Origin of the sequence: Pseudomonas sp. PDM01, assembly GCF_014852325.1 — a bacterium.
In the GTDB taxonomy this organism is placed as follows: domain Bacteria; phylum Pseudomonadota; class Gammaproteobacteria; order Pseudomonadales; family Pseudomonadaceae; genus Aquipseudomonas; species Aquipseudomonas migulae.
In genome coordinates this window covers 603,431-618,787 of sequence record NZ_JACVBK010000003.1, presented here as the reverse complement: position 1 = coordinate 618,787, position 15,357 = coordinate 603,431, and the positions used below count along the sequence as shown (strand labels likewise).

Annotated in this window: 13 protein-coding genes; 11 read left to right on the top strand and 2 right to left on the bottom strand. The window is 61.7% G+C overall.

Features of this window, described 5'->3' with window-relative positions; translation table 11 throughout:
- Positions 1-12: 12 nt before the first annotated feature.
- From IB246_RS10670 to IB246_RS10630, 9 genes are all read left to right on the top strand, one after another.
- Complete coding sequence (locus IB246_RS10670; protein ID WP_008039623.1) at positions 13-879, top strand: ABC transporter permease; 867 nt, start codon at positions 13-15, stop codon at positions 877-879.
- Between the two features lie 202 nt (positions 880-1,081).
- Positions 1,082-2,008, top strand: a complete 927-nt coding sequence (locus IB246_RS10665) for a LysR family transcriptional regulator (protein ID WP_008039624.1) — start codon at positions 1,082-1,084, stop codon at positions 2,006-2,008.
- A 213-nt stretch (positions 2,009-2,221) separates the two neighbouring features.
- Entirely contained in the window at positions 2,222-3,760 is a 1,539-nt protein-coding gene (locus tag IB246_RS10660; protein ID WP_008039627.1) for an MFS transporter, read from the top strand.
- A gap of 26 nt (positions 3,761-3,786) precedes the next feature.
- The gene (locus tag IB246_RS10655) at positions 3,787-4,851 is read left to right on the top strand and encodes an HlyD family secretion protein (protein WP_192230023.1); all 1,065 of its coding nucleotides are present in this window, start codon (positions 3,787-3,789) and stop codon (positions 4,849-4,851) included.
- Entirely contained in the window at positions 4,848-6,425 is a 1,578-nt protein-coding gene (locus tag IB246_RS10650) for an efflux transporter outer membrane subunit (RefSeq protein ID WP_081500203.1), read from the top strand. Before IB246_RS10655 ends, IB246_RS10650 begins: the two co-directional genes overlap by 4 nt.
- Positions 6,426-6,711: 286 nt before the next feature.
- Positions 6,712-7,497 carry an efflux RND transporter periplasmic adaptor subunit gene (locus tag IB246_RS10645; protein ID WP_008039635.1) on the top strand — a complete coding sequence of 262 codons (786 nt, stop codon included), beginning with the start codon at positions 6,712-6,714 and terminating at the stop codon, positions 7,495-7,497.
- A complete protein-coding gene (locus tag IB246_RS10640) occupies positions 7,494-8,813 on the top strand; it encodes an efflux RND transporter periplasmic adaptor subunit (RefSeq protein WP_008039645.1) in 1,320 nt (439 codons plus the stop codon). The genes IB246_RS10645 and IB246_RS10640 overlap by 4 nt, the downstream gene beginning before the upstream one ends.
- Positions 8,814-10,910: an efflux RND transporter periplasmic adaptor subunit gene (locus IB246_RS10635; RefSeq protein WP_008039647.1), complete on the top strand. Its 2,097-nt coding sequence runs from the start codon at positions 8,814-8,816 to the stop codon at positions 10,908-10,910.
- An 11-nt stretch (positions 10,911-10,921) separates the two neighbouring features.
- A complete protein-coding gene (locus IB246_RS10630; RefSeq protein ID WP_008039649.1) occupies positions 10,922-11,419 on the top strand; it encodes a GNAT family N-acetyltransferase in 498 nt (165 codons plus the stop codon).
- A gap of 126 nt (positions 11,420-11,545) precedes the next feature.
- On the opposite strand, the gene IB246_RS10625 is transcribed toward IB246_RS10630, so the two are convergent.
- Positions 11,546-11,857, bottom strand: coding sequence for a DUF6916 family protein (locus IB246_RS10625; RefSeq protein WP_008039650.1), 312 nt, complete (start codon positions 11,855-11,857; stop codon positions 11,546-11,548).
- 54 nt (positions 11,858-11,911) lie between these two features.
- Positions 11,912-12,499: a phage tail protein gene (locus IB246_RS10620; protein WP_008039652.1), complete on the bottom strand. Its 588-nt coding sequence runs from the start codon at positions 12,497-12,499 to the stop codon at positions 11,912-11,914.
- 240 nt (positions 12,500-12,739) lie between these two features.
- On the opposite strand from IB246_RS10620, the gene IB246_RS10615 reads away from it, so the two are divergent.
- A complete protein-coding gene (locus tag IB246_RS10615; RefSeq protein ID WP_008039653.1) occupies positions 12,740-14,311 on the top strand; it encodes a glycosyltransferase family 39 protein in 1,572 nt (523 codons plus the stop codon).
- A gap of 152 nt (positions 14,312-14,463) precedes the next feature.
- A complete protein-coding gene (locus IB246_RS10610; protein WP_032832503.1) occupies positions 14,464-15,309 on the top strand; it encodes a sulfotransferase family protein in 846 nt (281 codons plus the stop codon).
- Positions 15,310-15,357: the final 48 nt, after the last annotated feature.

Sequence of the window (15,357 nt, the reverse complement as noted above, 5' to 3'; positions counted from 1 at the left end):
GAGGAGTGCCCGATGAGCCAGTTATCATCTGCGCGTGAAGAGTTCGAAACCGTTTTGCAGCCGCTGACCAGCATCCCGCTGGAGCGTGAGTTGCCCCTGGGTCAACGCCTGTGGCAACAGGGCTGGATTCGCAAAAGCCTGATCCTGATTTTGCTCGCCGTGCTGTGGGAGGTGGTTGCCCGCATTCAGAACAACGACCTGCTGCTGCCGAGTTTTCTGCAAACCGCCAGTGCGTTGTATGGCGGGCTGCTCAGCGGCGAGTTGCTGGGCAAAGTGTGGATTTCGCTGGTGGTGTTGCTGAAGGGGTATTTGATCGGCATCGTCCTGGCGTTTGCCCTGACCACCTTGGCGGTGTCGACGCAGTTCGGGCGTGATCTGCTGAGTACGCTGACATCGATGTTCAACCCGCTGCCGGCGATTGCACTGCTGCCGCTGGCGCTGCTGTGGTTTGGGTTGGGGCAGAACAGCCTGATTTTCGTGCTGGTGCACTCGGTGCTCTGGGCGTTGGCGTTGAACACCTACGCGGGGTTCCTGGGTGTCTCGGAAACCTTGCGCATGGCCGGGCGAAATTACGGTTTGAAGGGCATGCGTTTCGTGTTGTTCATCCTGATTCCGGCGGCGCTGCCGTCGATTCTCGCCGGGCTGAAAATCGGCTGGGCCTTCGCCTGGCGCACGCTGATCGCCGCTGAATTGGTGTTTGGTGCGACCAGTGGCAAGGGCGGTTTGGGCTGGTACATTTTTCAGAATCGTAATGAGCTTTACACCGACAAGGTGTTTGCCGGTTTGGCGGTGGTGATTCTGATCGGGTTGCTGGTGGAGAACCTGGTGTTTGATTCGTTGGAGCGGGTGACGGTGAAGCGTTGGGGGATGCAGCGCTAGATTTTTGTTGCCTGATCGGGCCCCATCGCGAGCAGGCTCGCTCCCACAGGGGATCTCCAGTGGAAGAAGATTTTGTGTACTACGGAAACCCCATGTAGGAGCGAGCCTGCTCGCGATGGGGCCAGACCTGCCAAAACATAAATTGGAAGATGTTTGCTAGCATTGCGTCCAGGTCAATCCAGCCCGACCAAGAGTGCTCAGCATGCAACTCCCGGACATGAATCTTCTGGTCGCCCTCGACGCCTTGCTCGACGAAGGCAGTGTGGTGGGCGCCGCGCGCCGCATGAACCTCAGCCCCGCGGCCATGAGCCGCACGCTCACACGAATCCGCGAAGCCATCGGCGATCCGATTCTGGTGCGTGCCGGCCGCGGTCTGGTGCCTACGCCTAAGGCATTGGCGTTGCGCGAGCAGGTGCGGGAGGTGGTCGAACAGGCCGCGTTGCTGTTCCGTTCCGCCGATGACGTGGAGCTGGGCAGTTTGCGCCGACGCTTCAGCATTCGCGCCAACGATTTCTTTGTCGGTGTCTACGGCGGCAAGCTGTTCGACACCATGGAGCGCCAGGCGCCGCACTGCGAATTGCGCTTCGTTCCGGAGGGCGATGGGGATGACGAAGCGTTGCGTGAAGGGCGCATCGATCTGAGCGTCAGCAACAATCGGCCGCTCATGCCGGAAGTGAAGGTCCAGAACCTGTTCTCCACCCATTTTGTCGGCCTGGTGCGCGAAGACCATCCGCTGTTCGACGAAGAAATCACCGCAGAGCGTTTTGCCGGGTTTTCTCACATCAGCATGTCCCGGCGCGGGATTGCTCGCGGCCCGATCGATACCGCGCTCAATGCCTTGGGTCTGGAGCGGCGAGTGGCGGTGATTGCGCCGAGTTTCCATGCGGCGATGTTTGCCTTGCCTGATTCCGATCTGATTCTGCCGGTGCCCAAGGAAGCGCTGCTGAGCGTGCGGCGGCTGGGCTTGAAATTGCGCTCGTTCACCCTGCCGATCCCGTTGCCGACCCTCATGCTGACCCAGGCCTGGCACCCGCGTTTTGACAAAGACCCGGCGCATCGCTGGATGCGTGAAACCCTCAAGGCGTGTTGCGATGCGACATGGCTGGCCGCGCAACCCACGCCAGACTGAACACGGACCCCTGTAGGAGCCGGCTTGCCGGCGATAGCGATTTTTCATTCAACATTTTCATCGACTGATACACCGCTATCGCCAGCAAGCCGGCTCCTACAGGGGTTTTGTATTGCTGCGTGGAACGCACTTATAACCTGCCGATAAGTTGATTTTCGTCAGGTCCCACGCTTCTTAAAATGCTCCGACATTCACATCCCGGAGCTTGCAGTAATGACTTCCCTCACGGCCCCGGCACCTCTCGCCGTGGCCAGTCCAACGGTCGCCGTGACGCCACCGGTCTTCGGTCCGCGAATCATCATTGGTCTGGTGGGTGTGTTGCTGGCGGTGCTGGTGTCGGGCCTCAACGAGATGGTGACCAAGGTCGCCCTCGCCGACATTCGCGGCGCATTGGCCATCGGCTATGACGAAGGTACCTGGCTGGTCGCCAGTTACACCTCGACCTCGGTGGCTGCGATGGCGTTCGCGCCTTGGTGCTCGGTGACGTTCTCGTTGCGGCGCTTCACCCTCTGCGCGATCAGCGTGTTCACGTTGTTGGGCGTGCTGTGTCCGTTCGCCCCGAACTACGAAAGCCTGCTGCTCATGCGCACCTTGCAAGGCCTGGCGGGTGGTGCCTTGCCGCCGATGTTGATGACCGTCGCCCTGCGTTTTTTACCGGCCAACGTGAAGCTCTACGGTCTTGCCGGGTATGCCCTCACGGCCACCTTCGGTCCGGGGCTCGGCACGCCACTGGCCGGGTTGTGGACCGAGCATGTCGGCTGGCAGTGGACGTTCTGGCAAATCATCGCGCCGTGCCTGCTCGCCATGGCGGCGGTGGCCTACGGCTTGCCCCAGGATCCGCTGCGCCTTGAGCGTTTCAAGCAGTTCAACTGGCGCGGATTGCTGCTGGGTTTTCCGGCGATCTGCATGCTGGTGATCGGCATCCTGCAGGGCAATCGGCTGGACTGGTTCGAATCGACCCTGATCTGCGGATTGCTCGGCGGCGGGCTGGTGTTGCTGGTGCTGTTCCTGATCAACGAATGGTCGCAGCCGACGCCTTTTTTCAAGATGCAGATGCTCGGCATCCGCAACCTGTCGTTCGCCTTGCTGACCCTGGCCGGTGTGCTGGTGATTTTGCTGGCGGTGATCATCATTCCGTCCAGTTACCTCGCGCAGGTCCAGGGTTATCGCCCGGTGCAGACCGCACCGGTCATGTTGCTGGCGGCGCTGCCACAGTTGCTTGCGCTGCCGTTGGTGGCGGCGCTGTGCAACCTGCGCCGGGTGGATTGCCGCTGGGTGTTGGGGATCGGCCTGAGCATGCTGGCGCTGTCGTGCGTCGGTGGCTCGCAACTGACATCGGCGTGGATTCGCGACGATTTCTACGTGCTGCAACTGCTGCAAATCTTCGGTCAGCCGATGGCGGTGTTGCCGCTGTTGATGCTCTCGACCGGCAGCATAAGCCCGATGGAAGGGCCGTTCGCTTCCGCCTGGTTCAACACCGTCAAAGGCCTGTCGGCGGTGATCGCGACTGGCGTAATCGACGCGCTGACCACATCGCGGCTGCATTTTCATTCGACCATGCTGGTGGACCGTCTCGGCAACTCGCCGTTGGCCGACAGCGACAGCGCGGGCCTTGCCCACCGGCTGCATGAGCAAGCCGTGGTGCTGACCGCCTCGGACCTTTATCTGTGCATGAGCGGCGTCGCCTTGGCGCTGATCCTGTTGATTTTCTGGCTGCCGACGCGGATCTATCCGCCGCGTGCGCCGACATGAATGCTTCACTGAAACAGAAGGTTTTTATGACGACTCAATCCAAGCAAAAAATCGCCGTCGCAATGGCCTCCGTGGTGGCGGTCGGTGTGCTGGTGTATCTGCTGGCGCCGGGAGTTTTTGGCAAGCGCACGCAACAGAACACCAATGACGCCTTTGTCTCTGCCGACTTCACGTTGGTCGTGCCCCGCGTCGCCGGGTTCATCAAGGAAGTGCTGGTGGACGACAATCAGCAGGTCAAGGCCGGGCAGTTGCTGGCGCTGATCGATGACCGCGACCTGCGGGCTGCCGCTCAAGCCGCCGACGCCGAAACGCTGGTGGCGCGGGCGCAACTGCAAAACGCTCGGGCGACCCTTGAGCGCCAGACATCAGTGATTGCGCAGGCGCAAGCCACGGTGGTGTCGGCGAAGGCTGAAATGGCGTTCGCCGAGCATGAATTGAACCGCTACAACCACCTTGCCGGCGTTGGCGCGGGTACGGTTCAGAATGCTCAGCAAGCGCGTACGCGCATTGATCAAGCCAGCGCCCGGTTAGCCAATGCCACAGCGGTACTGTCGGCGGAGCGCAAGCAAGTGGAGATCCTCACCGCCCAGCGTGACGCCGCTGACGGTGGATTGAAACGGGCGCAAGCGGCACTGGAAATGGCCAGCTACGAGTTGTCCTATACGCGCATCGTCGCGCCGCAGGACGGCATGGTGGGCGAGCGTGCAGTGCGTGTCGGTGCGTATGTCACGCCGGGCAGCAAGCTGCTGGCCGTGGTACCACTGGCGCAAGCGTATGTGGTCGCCAATTTCCAGGAAACCCAACTGACCGAGGTGCAGCCGGGGCAGGGTGTGCAGGTGCACGTCGACAGCCTTGGCGGCGAAGCGTTGCGTGGTCGTGTCGAGAGCATTGCGCCGGCCACCGGGGTGACTTTCGCGTCGATCAAACCGGACAACGCGACCGGCAATTTCACCAAGGTTGTGCAGCGGATACCAGTGAAAATCGTCCTCGATCCGGGGCAGCCATTGGCTGAGCGGTTGCGGGTGGGGATGTCGGTGGAGGCGAGTATTGATACGGCTGAAACCGGGAAGCATGAGGTTGCTCAACGATGAAGAGGTTTGTTAACCGAGCTGGCCTCATCGCGAGCAGGCTCGCTCCCACAGGGGATCTCCTTTTGAGCAGTGATTGTGTGCATGACTCAACCTCAATGTGGGAGCGAGCCTGCTCGCGAAGAGGCCATCTGCTTCGACACAGTATTTGCGCCTTGCTCGTCATGAGCCTCACCGCCTGCACAGTCGGCCCTGATTTCCAGAAGCCTCAAGCCCGGCAAGTTGCCGAATGGTCGAAACCGTCGAAAGCCGCCGCCAGTGAAGTGATAACCGCTCATATGGACGAACGCTGGTGGGAAGTTTTCCAGGACCCGAAACTCTCGGCCCTGACCCAACGCGCTCTGACCGACAACCTCGACCTGAAACTCGCCAGCAGCCGTTTGCAGCAAAGCCGCGCCGCGCGCCAGGTGATCACCGCCGAACGCTATCCCAACACCGCCGCCACCGGCAGCTACGGGCGCAAACGCAACAGCGGTGAAGGCCTGAGCGATCCGTCGGGGCACCACGGTGACTCGGCGTTCAACCTGTGGGACGCAGGTTTCTCGGCCTCCTGGGAACTGGATTTCTGGGGGCGTGTGCGACGCGAAACCGAAGCGGCTGATGCCACCCTTGAAGTCGCGGAAAACGACCAGCGCGGTGTGCTGCTGTCGATGCTCGCCGAAACTGCCCAGGACTACATTCAACTGCGCGGCGTGCAAAGCACACGAGCCGTCACCGAGCAGAACCTCGACGTCGCCCGCCACAGCCTGAAGCTGTCGCAACTGCGCCTGGCCGACGGTGTCGCCACCGACCTGGATGTCGCCGAAGCCGCCGCGCAAGTCGCGGCCATCGAATCGCGCTTGCCAGCACTGGAGCAGCGCCAGTCGCAACTGATCAACGCGCTGAGCCTGTTGATGGGTGAGCCGCCGCAAGCGCTGCACGCTGAGTTATCCACAGACGCGCCGGTGCCACAAACCCCGCGTCAGGTCGCCATCGGCCTGCCGTCGCAACTTGCAGAGCGTCGCCCGGACATCCGCCAGGCCGAAGCCCGCTTGCATGCCGCCACCGCAAACATTGGCGTGGCCAAGGGCGATTTTTATCCGCGCATCACCCTGTCGGGCAACCTCGGTTCGCAGGCCATGCAACTGAGCGACTTCGGCTCATGGGGCTCACGTGCTTTCGGCATCGGCCCGCAATTCAGTCTGCCGCTGTTCGACGGCGGTCGCCTGCGCGGTGTGCTGAATTTGCGTGAAGCGCAACAACAGGAAGCCGCCATCGCGTACCAGCAAACCGTTCTGCGCGCCTGGCACGAAATCGACGATCAACTGACCGCCTACAACGCCAGCCAACTGCGTCGCGACAGCCTCGCCGAAGCCGTACGCCAAAACCAGATCGCCCTGCGCACCGCGCAACAGCAGTACGTGGAAGGCGTGGTGGATTTCGTCAACGTACTCACCGTGCAAGGCGAACTGCTGGCGACTCAGCAGCAATGGGTCGAAAGTTCGACCGGGGTGTCGCTGGCGATGGTCGGGTTGTACAAGGCGTTGGGTGGGGGATGGGAGTCGGTGTATCCGGTGGGGGAGATGGCGCAACGCTAATGTGCATTTGGAAAAACGAAAAAACCGGCCGGAGCCGGTTTTTTCACCCCTGACTGCCAGCGAATTTAATCGCTGCGTACAGGGTTCAGTGGTAGGGAGAGATTAAAAGCTGAGTGTTGAGGGTTGCAATAGTTGATTGGCAGCGGATGACGTAGGACACGTCTCGATTGCCCGTAAGGAAATGGTTGCTAGCAATAACACACGCTCTATCAGGTAAAAACTCCCACCCACTTGACGCTCACCCACGCTGTCATAGACTCCGCTCATCCGTCAGGGAGTTACGGTTATGCGACGAGTTCGTGTGTGGGTTATCGGATTGACCATTTTAACGTGTACCGCTCAGGCGCAAACGCCCGTGCCAGACGATCCGCTGCTGGACAGCAGCACCGTCGGCAGCAGCGGTTCGGCAGCCAGCACCGAGGCCCGTGGTGTGTTGCGGGCCAGGGATCAGGCGATGCTTGCCAGTGAGTTGTCCGGGCGGATTGTCGAGTTGCCGTTCAGTGAGGGCGAGTCGTTCAAGAAGGGCGATACGCTGGCGCGTTTCGATTGTTCGGCTTATCAGGCGCAGCTCAATGCGGCGCAGGCTGCGAGCCGTGGGGCCGGTGAGGAGTTGGCTCACAACAAACAACTGGCGGCGTTGAATTCGGTCGGGCGTTTCGAAGTGGCGCGGGCCGAGGCCAGGCTCAGCGAGACGCAGGCGCAATCTCAGGTGTATCAGGTTCAGGTCAAACGCTGCAGCGTGGTTGCGCCGTTTGATGGCCAGGTGGTGGAGCGCAAGGTTCAGCGTTTTGAAAGCGTTGCCGCCGGCGCGCCGTTGCTCGATGTGGTCGACAACCGCACCCTGGAAATCCATTTGTTGGTGCCGTCGCGCTGGATGGGCAAACTCAAGCCCGGCCAGACGTTCAGTTTTGTCCCCGATGAAACCGGTCGGCCACTCGATGCCACGGTCAAACGACTGGGGGCGCGAATTGACGAGGGCAGCCAGACCTTGCTGTTGGTCGCGACGTTGCCCAACGCCTCTGGTTTGTTGGCCGGCATGAGCGGCACGGCGCGTTTCGCGGAGCTCAAGTGAACGCTCCGGTCAGCGGCGGCGCGGAACAGGTCTTCGCCCGCTTTCTCGATCTTGAGCGCCAGACCCGCGCCGCACGCACTCCGTCGCAACTGGCCTACAGCCTGGTCAATGACGCTCAGGGGTTGTTCGGTTTTCGTCATGCCGCGTTGTTGATTGCCGGCAAGGTGCACGCGGTGACGGGCGTGAGTACCGTCGACCCGAACGCGCCGTTTGTGGCGTTCGTCGAGCAGGCCGTGGCGCAGTTGTTCAAGCGTGATGTGCTGAAGCAGGCGCGGGTGATTGCGCCCGATCTGCTCAGCCAATCGATTCAGGCGGACTGGCAAAGTCTGTCCGCCGCCCAGGTGTTCTGGCTGCCGCTGATCGATCACCAAAGCGAAGTGTTCGGCGGTCTGTGGCTGGCCCGGGATTTGCCGTGGAACCCGGCCGAACAAGTGCTGCTGTCGCAACTCGGCGACACTTACAGTCACGCCTGGCTGGCGCTGCAACCGCACAAGCCGTGGCGACTGCGCTGGACCCGAAAACGTCAGGTCGCATTGATCTCGCTGCTGGTGCTCGGAATGTTGATCCCGGTGCGCCAATCGGTGCTGGCGCCGGCCGAAGTGGTGCCATTGGGTGGGCGCGTCGTGGCTGCGCCGCTGGACGGCGTGATCGCCGAATTCCTGGTCAAACCCAACCAGACCGTGAAAACCGGCGACCCGTTGCTGCGCTTCGAAGGCACCACCCTCAAGGCTCAGGCTGACGTGGCCGAACGTGCGTTGGGCGTTGCCGAAGCTGAATTGAAAGCCAATTCCCAGCGCTCGTTTGCCGATGCCGAGTCCAGTTCGAAGATTGACTTGCTGGCGGCGCGCGTCGAACAAAAACGCGCCGAACGGGACTACGCCCGTGAACTGCTCAAGCGCAGCGAGGTGCGGGCCGAGCGCGACGGCATCGCGGTGTTCGCCGACGCCGAGCGCTGGACCGGCAAACCGGTGCAGACCGGCGAACGGCTGATGGAAATCGCCGACCCGAGCCAGGCCGAACTGCGTATCGAGCTGGCGGTGAGCGATGCGATTTCCCTGGAGCCGGGTGCGCAAGTCGCGCTGTTCCTCGACAGTGATCCGTTGCAACGGCATTCGGCCCGGCTCGAGCGCGCCGCATACGAAGCACAACCCACCGCCGGCGGGCAGTTGGCCTATCGGCTCGATGCCAGTTTCGATCAGGCGCCGCCGCGCATCGGCTTGCGAGGGACGGCGAAAATCTTCGGTGATCGCGCGCCTCTGGCGCTGTACCTGTTACGTAAACCACTGGCCGGTTTGCGCCAGAGTGTGGGGCTGTAGATGAGCCTGCCGAGCCTGCGTGCGGATTTGCAATTGACGCCCGCTTCACCGGCGCTGGATGGCTCGCCGCGCTGGACGTTGGCCGACCCGGTGCGCGGTCGCTATTTCAAGCTCGGGGTGGCGGCGATGCGCTTGCTGCGACATTGGTCCCTGGGCGATCCCGAAAAAATACTGCACGCCGCCAATCGCGAACCGGGTTTGCCGTTGGCCGGCAGCGATCTGGAGCAACTGCTGAGCTTTCTGCGCAGCCACGATTTGATCAGTGCCCTCGACCCGCAGCAGCGTGAAAGTTACAACTTGAAAGCCGCCGCCCAGCATCAGTCGTGGTGGCAGGTCTTGTTGCATCAGTACCTGTTTTTCCGGATTCCTCTTTGGCGGCCGGATGCTTTTCTCAATCGCGCCTGGCCCTGGCTGTCACGATTCGGTCCGCAAACGCTGCGCTTCGGATTGCCGGCAACACTGATCCTGGGGGTATTTCTGGTGTCCCGGGATTGGCAGCGATTCATCGCGACTTTCCCCCATTTGTTCAGCCTGGGTGGCGCGCTGGCCTTCGGTGTGGCGTTGTTCTTTGCCAAGCTGTGCCACGAATTCGGTCACGCGTTCATGGCCAAGCGCGCGGGCTGTCGGGTGCAAAGCATGGGCGTGGCGTTCATGGTGCTGCTGCCGATGTTCTACACCGACGTCAGCGATGCCTGGCGGGTCAATGATCGACGTGCCCGATTGCTGATCGGGGCCGGTGGCGTGTTGGCCGAACTGCTGCTGGCGAGCATCGCGCTGCTCGCCTGGTCGCTGTTGCCCGACGGACCGGCGCGCACGGCGGCGTTCATGCTCGCCAGTGCCACCTGGATTACTACGCTGGTGATCAACCTCAACCCGTTCATGCGGTTCGACGGCTACTTTCTGCTCAGTGATTTCTGGGACGTGGAGAACCTGCAAGGGCGAGCCTTTGCCCTGTGCCGCTGGCATCTGCGTGAGACCTTGTTCGGCTACGGCGCACCGGCTCCGGAACCCTGGTCGCCGACGATGCGGCGGCGTTTGCTGGTCTGGGGTTATGGAACGTGGTTGTGGCGCGCGGTGCTGTTTTTCGGGATTGCGCTGGCGGTGTACCACTTGTTCTTCAAGCTCCTGGGGATTTTCCTGATGCTGGTGGAGCTGGTGTGGTTCATCTTTCTGCCTATCGTGCGCGAGTGGCGCGAGTGGTGGAGCCAGCGTGAGCACGCCCATGTGTCGCGGGTGTTGTTGAGTGCGTTGGGGCTGGCCGCGCTTGTACTGTTTCTGGCGCTGCCCTGGCGCAGTGCCGTGGAACTGCCGTCGATGCTCGAGGCCGGGCGCGTCAGTACCTTGCATGCGCCGGTGGCGGCGCGGGTCAGGCAGGTGAATGTCAGTGACGGTCAGGTGGTGGCTCAGGGCGATGTGCTGATCGAATTGGTGTCGCCGGATCTGGATTCGCGCCAGGCCATCGTCCGTCGCGAAATCCAGATCCAGCAATTGCAGATGCGCCGCCAGGCAAGTCGTAGCGAAACCGCCGCCGATGCGGGCATTGTCGAGCAGCGTCTGGCGGAGGCCGTGGCCGAGTACCGTGGGTTGGCTGCGCAGCGGGAGCGGCTGCTGATTCGGGCGCCGCAGGCGGGCAAGGTGCGAGATCTGTTGCCGCAGTTGTCCGCCGGCCGCTGGTTGTCGCCCAAAGATCCGTTGGCGCGGGTGGTGGAAGACGGCGCACGGCTGCGGGGTTATCTGGCCGAAGCTGAGTTGTGGCGTGTTGCCCCGGGCGCCAGTGGGCGGTTTATCGCCGATGATCCGATGCACCCGGCGATCGCGGTGCAATTGACCGAAATCGACACCAACGGTGCGACCTATGTCGATCAGGAGGCATTGACCTCCGATCACCACGGGCCGATTGCCGTGCGCCGGGATGCCTCGCAACGGGCCGAGCCGGTACAGGGACAATACGGCGCGCGGCTGAACACCCTCGAGGCCACCCCGACGCCGCTTCAACCTTTGCGTGGCGTGGTGGTGTTGCAGGGGAGCGGCGAGTCTTTGCTGGGCGTTGCCTGGCGGCGGATGGCCGCGCTGGGTGTCAGGGAAAGCGGTTTCTAGGGAGAGCAGCGATGGCGAACACGGATGCTGTGGTGGCCGACGGTTTGGTGGTGCGGCCGTCGCGCGTTAACGATGGTCCTTTTCTGCACAGGCTTTATCAATCGGCACGACCGGATCTGCAATGGATCGACGGCGAGCGAGAGGTGGTTGAGCAGGTCGTCGCCCAGCAATTCCAGGTACAGGAACAAGGGCTGGGAGAGCACTTCCCCAACGCGATGCACTACGTGATCGAAAAACTCGACACGGCCATCGGTGCGTTGACCACTGATTTTGGTCCCAATGAAATCCGCGTGCTGTACCTGGCGTTCGTCCCCCAGGCTCGTGGCCAGGGTTATGGTCGGGCGGTGCTGCAAGGGGTGCAGAAAGCTGCGCAGCAGATTCGCTGCCCGGTGGCCACGGTGGTCTGGGCCAACAATGCCCACGCGCGCCAGCATTACCTGGCGCTGGGGTTTCAGGTTGAAGAGCGTAATCCGGCGGCGGAGCGGTTGGTGTGGTATCCGAATGGCTGAATACAATCATGACCCTGTGGGAGCGAGCCTGCTCGCGATAGCGGTGGATCATTCAGCAGTGATGTTGAGTGTGAAGGCCCTTTCGCCGGCAAGCCGGTCTCGCTCCTACATTTTGATCCCTGTGAATCAGTTGAATGCGATGTAGAAGTAACCCACGCCCGGATCCCTGCCCATGGCGGGCACCCGCGAGACAAAAATATCCTCCACGTAGCCAAGTTCCGGTAACTCCAGCGCACACAACCCATCTACAAACTCTGTGGATTGCAGGCTGTTGAACTCGACCCGGAACGGCATGCGCTCGCTTTTCGGCATCCGCGACCGGGGTGATTCTTCAAGGCTGTCGATATGGATCGGCAGCTCACTGCCATCCGGCAACCGCAGCGTCCCCGTCTTTCCCAGAAGCGCCTGAAAGTGTTGGTGTTGAACCTGTTGCAGCATGGCGTCACTCCCAAAATGAAAGTGACCGGGGGGGTTGAATCCCCCGGCCGGATTTCAACCGCGCGAAGGGAACAGCCCTTCCAGGGCAATACTGAAGTTCAGCACCAGGAACGGGTTCATCGTTGCCATGGGCAGGCCGTTGCCGGCGGACGAGATTTCCCCGGTGACCGTCGTGGCCACACCCTTGAGCGGCACGGCCGCCGCACCTTGCTGATCGGAGTAGATGCTCGCCGAGCCCGGTCCGCCGCCGGAAGCGCCGATGTACGAGTTGGTCGCGGTGGGGGTGGTGACCGGGTTGCTCGCCGGGCTGGCCAGTTGCAGGGTGGTGGTGGCCGTCAGCCCGGACAGGGCGTGGGTGTGATTGGGCAGGTTGGTGATGGTCGCGGTGACGTTCTCGGTCCCGGAGAACTCGCCGATGACGCGTGGAGTCAGGTTCAGCCCGTTACCCATGCACACCGGCATTCGGCCTTGCAGGTTGGGCAGCATGAAGTTGGAGACGCCATTGCCTCCGAAGTTGACGCCCAGCAGCGCGAACAGTGCGTTGTATTGCTGGACAGAGAGCGTCTGGCCATTACACAAGGCCCAGCCGCTGGGCGCGTAGTTAAAGGCGAAAGGCTGGATAGTGCCGATGAATACTTCCATAGTTCCTCATCCCTCAGGTTAGTTGTCTGGCGCGCCACAAGCGTGGCCCGGACGTCCGGAACCATCGTTGCGATCAGCCGACTCCATTCATTTCCCTGGCTGAGTCACGCCAAACCAGAGCGTAGTTGATGCGCCTCACGGCCGAATGTCGCTGGTCGCAAAACCGGCATCGACGACGAACCGGCGCCGTCCTAAAGTGATCAAGAGGCAGGGTGGTCGAGGGCTGTTTCAGGGGGGGTAATGGAGGCGCGCAGAGAAACACCGTTTGGCGGCACCCATGAGCCGCACGCAGCACCCGGCATCTGGGCGATCGTTCAGCGCTGGTTGCGCTGGGCGCAGGAGCACTGGCTGTTGCCGATCCTGGCGTTGGCGGCGCTGGTGCGTTTCTACGACCTGACGGCAGCCGCCATTTGGGGCGATGAAGGGTCCAGCCTGCTGCTGAGTCAGTATTCACTGTCCGACATCTGGGTCCATGCGGCCCATGACGTGCACCCTCCGCTGTATTTCCTGCTGTTGCATGGCTGGGTCGGGTTGTTCGGCGACGGCATTTTTTCGATCCGCTGCCTCAGCGCCTTGCCCGGCATCGTCACGGTGTGGCTCGGCGTCTGGCTGATGGATTTGCTCGCCACTCGCCGTGCAGCGCTGCTGGCCGGTTTCCTGTTGGCACTGTTGCCCACGGCGGTGCGCTACAGCCAGGAAGTGCGCATGTATTCGCTGCTGGGGTTGTGGCTGATCGGCGCGACGATTGCCCTGGCCTACTGGATCAGGCGCCCGCATCGCAGGCGATATCTGGTGGCGTATGCGCTGTTGATGACTGCTGCGTTCTACACCCACTACTTCACGGCCCTGTGCGTGCTCTGCCACTGGCTGTATCTGGGGCTGATCCGCGTCCAGCCGGGGCATCGCTTGCGCCATGTTCAACGCCCCGGCTGGTGGCTGGCGAATGTCGCGATCGTGTTGTTGTACTTGCCGTGGGCGCCAAGCCTGATCGATCTGCTCCAGCACCTGGATCAGCTCAAGGCCAACGGCGACGTGGGCTGGGAAACGCCTGTCACGTTCGGCTCGTTGCCTTCGATGTTCTGGTCGTTCCTGATCCAGGACGATGGCGAGAACCTGCCGACGCTGATGTTCATCGCGATGCCGCTGGCGTTACTGGCCATTGTGGGGGTGGCGCTGGCGCGGGACCGCAGTGTCTTTCGTGGCAGCGCTCTGCTGGTGATCTACACGGCGTTGCCGTTGCTGCTGGTGTTCGGGGTTTCGTTTATCACGCCGGTGTTTATCGAGCGTTACCTGACGGCGTATGCCCTGGGGCTGCCGATGATTGTCGCGCTGGCGGTTGATCGTCTGTATTCAGGCTTTCGGGTGCTGGCCGTGACGGTGCTGGTGCTGTTTGTCGGTGTTGAACTGGTGGGTCTGAAGAACAACGCCACGGTGGACACCAATGATCAAATCAACGTCATGGTCGACTATGTGAACCAGCACTTCGTGACCGGTGACCGGATCGTCACCAGCGACATGCTCTGGTACCTCAGTTACGTCTATTACAACCGCACCGAGGCCAAGCCCCTGCTGTTCACTCCGCCGCTGGCCAATGGCGCTTCGAGCCGGCCGAACGCCTATGGCTTCGGCACATTGGTGACTCAGGACACGTACCTCGACAGTCTCGACCGCTTGCCCAAGGGCAGTGGCCGGGTTTGGCTGATTGGCACCGTCGATGTTCCGGACGAGTTCGCGCCGTTGCCCTCAGGCTGGCAGCGCTCGGGCGAAACACAGGCGGGAGGCGCCACTGCGCGATTGTTCGTACTGCATTGAGCCGGTGGAGTGCTTAAACGATTCACCTCACAAGTAGTAATAAAAAACGCGTTTTAGTCAGCGCCGTAACTTCGATTTGATATCAAAACACCACTACTTCTAAGGCCATTCATGGTCTACGCTCCGTCATACATAAAGGACTTATGACTAGGGTGAAGGGATTGCAGCAGTTCCATTTTATTTCCGGCTTGCCGCGCTCGGGCTCGACCCTGCTTTCTGCAATCCTTTTGCAGAACCCGCGTTTCCATGCCGGCATGACCAGCCCTGTCGGCTCACTCTTTTCCGGTGTCCTCGAACAATGCAGCGCCGGCAGCGAGTTCGGCGCGGTGATCGATACCGACCTGCGCCGCCGTTTGCTTCGCGGCCTGTTTGACTCCTTCTACGCCGACAAGGCCGACAAACCGGTGGTGTTCGACACCAACCGCTTGTGGAGTTCGCGCCTGCCGGCCATCAGCGATCTGTTCCCGCAAGCCAAGATCATTGCCTGTGTGCGCAACGTTGCCTGGGTCATGGACAGCATCGAGCGTCTTTATCGCGCCAACCCTTTTGAAAACACCAAGCTGTTTGGCGATGCGGTCGAACGCAACACGGTCTACAGCCGCTGCGAAACCCTCGCCCAACGCAATCGCCTGGTCGGTTTTGCCTGGGCGGCGCTCAAGGAAGCCTATTACGGTGAACACGCCGACTCGCTGCTGATCGTCGATTACGACCTGCTGACCCAGGCGCCTGACCGGGTGATGCGGCTGGTCTACGACTTCATTGGCGAGCCCTGGTTCGAGCACGATTTCGACCACCTGGCCTACGACGCGCCGGAGTTCGATCAAGCCCTCGGCGTGTCCGGCCTGCACAAGGTCAAACCCAAAGTCGAGTTGCAATCGCGGCGCACGATTTTGCCGCCGGATTTGTTCAAGCAGTACGCAGAATTGTCCTTCTGGCTCGATGGCTCTGCCAGCGCCGCCAATGTCATTCGTATGAAAGCCGATGCCGCGATCAGTTGATCGCGGCGTTTTCGTTTACGCAGAAAAAACGTTCGAGTCCGGGTGAGT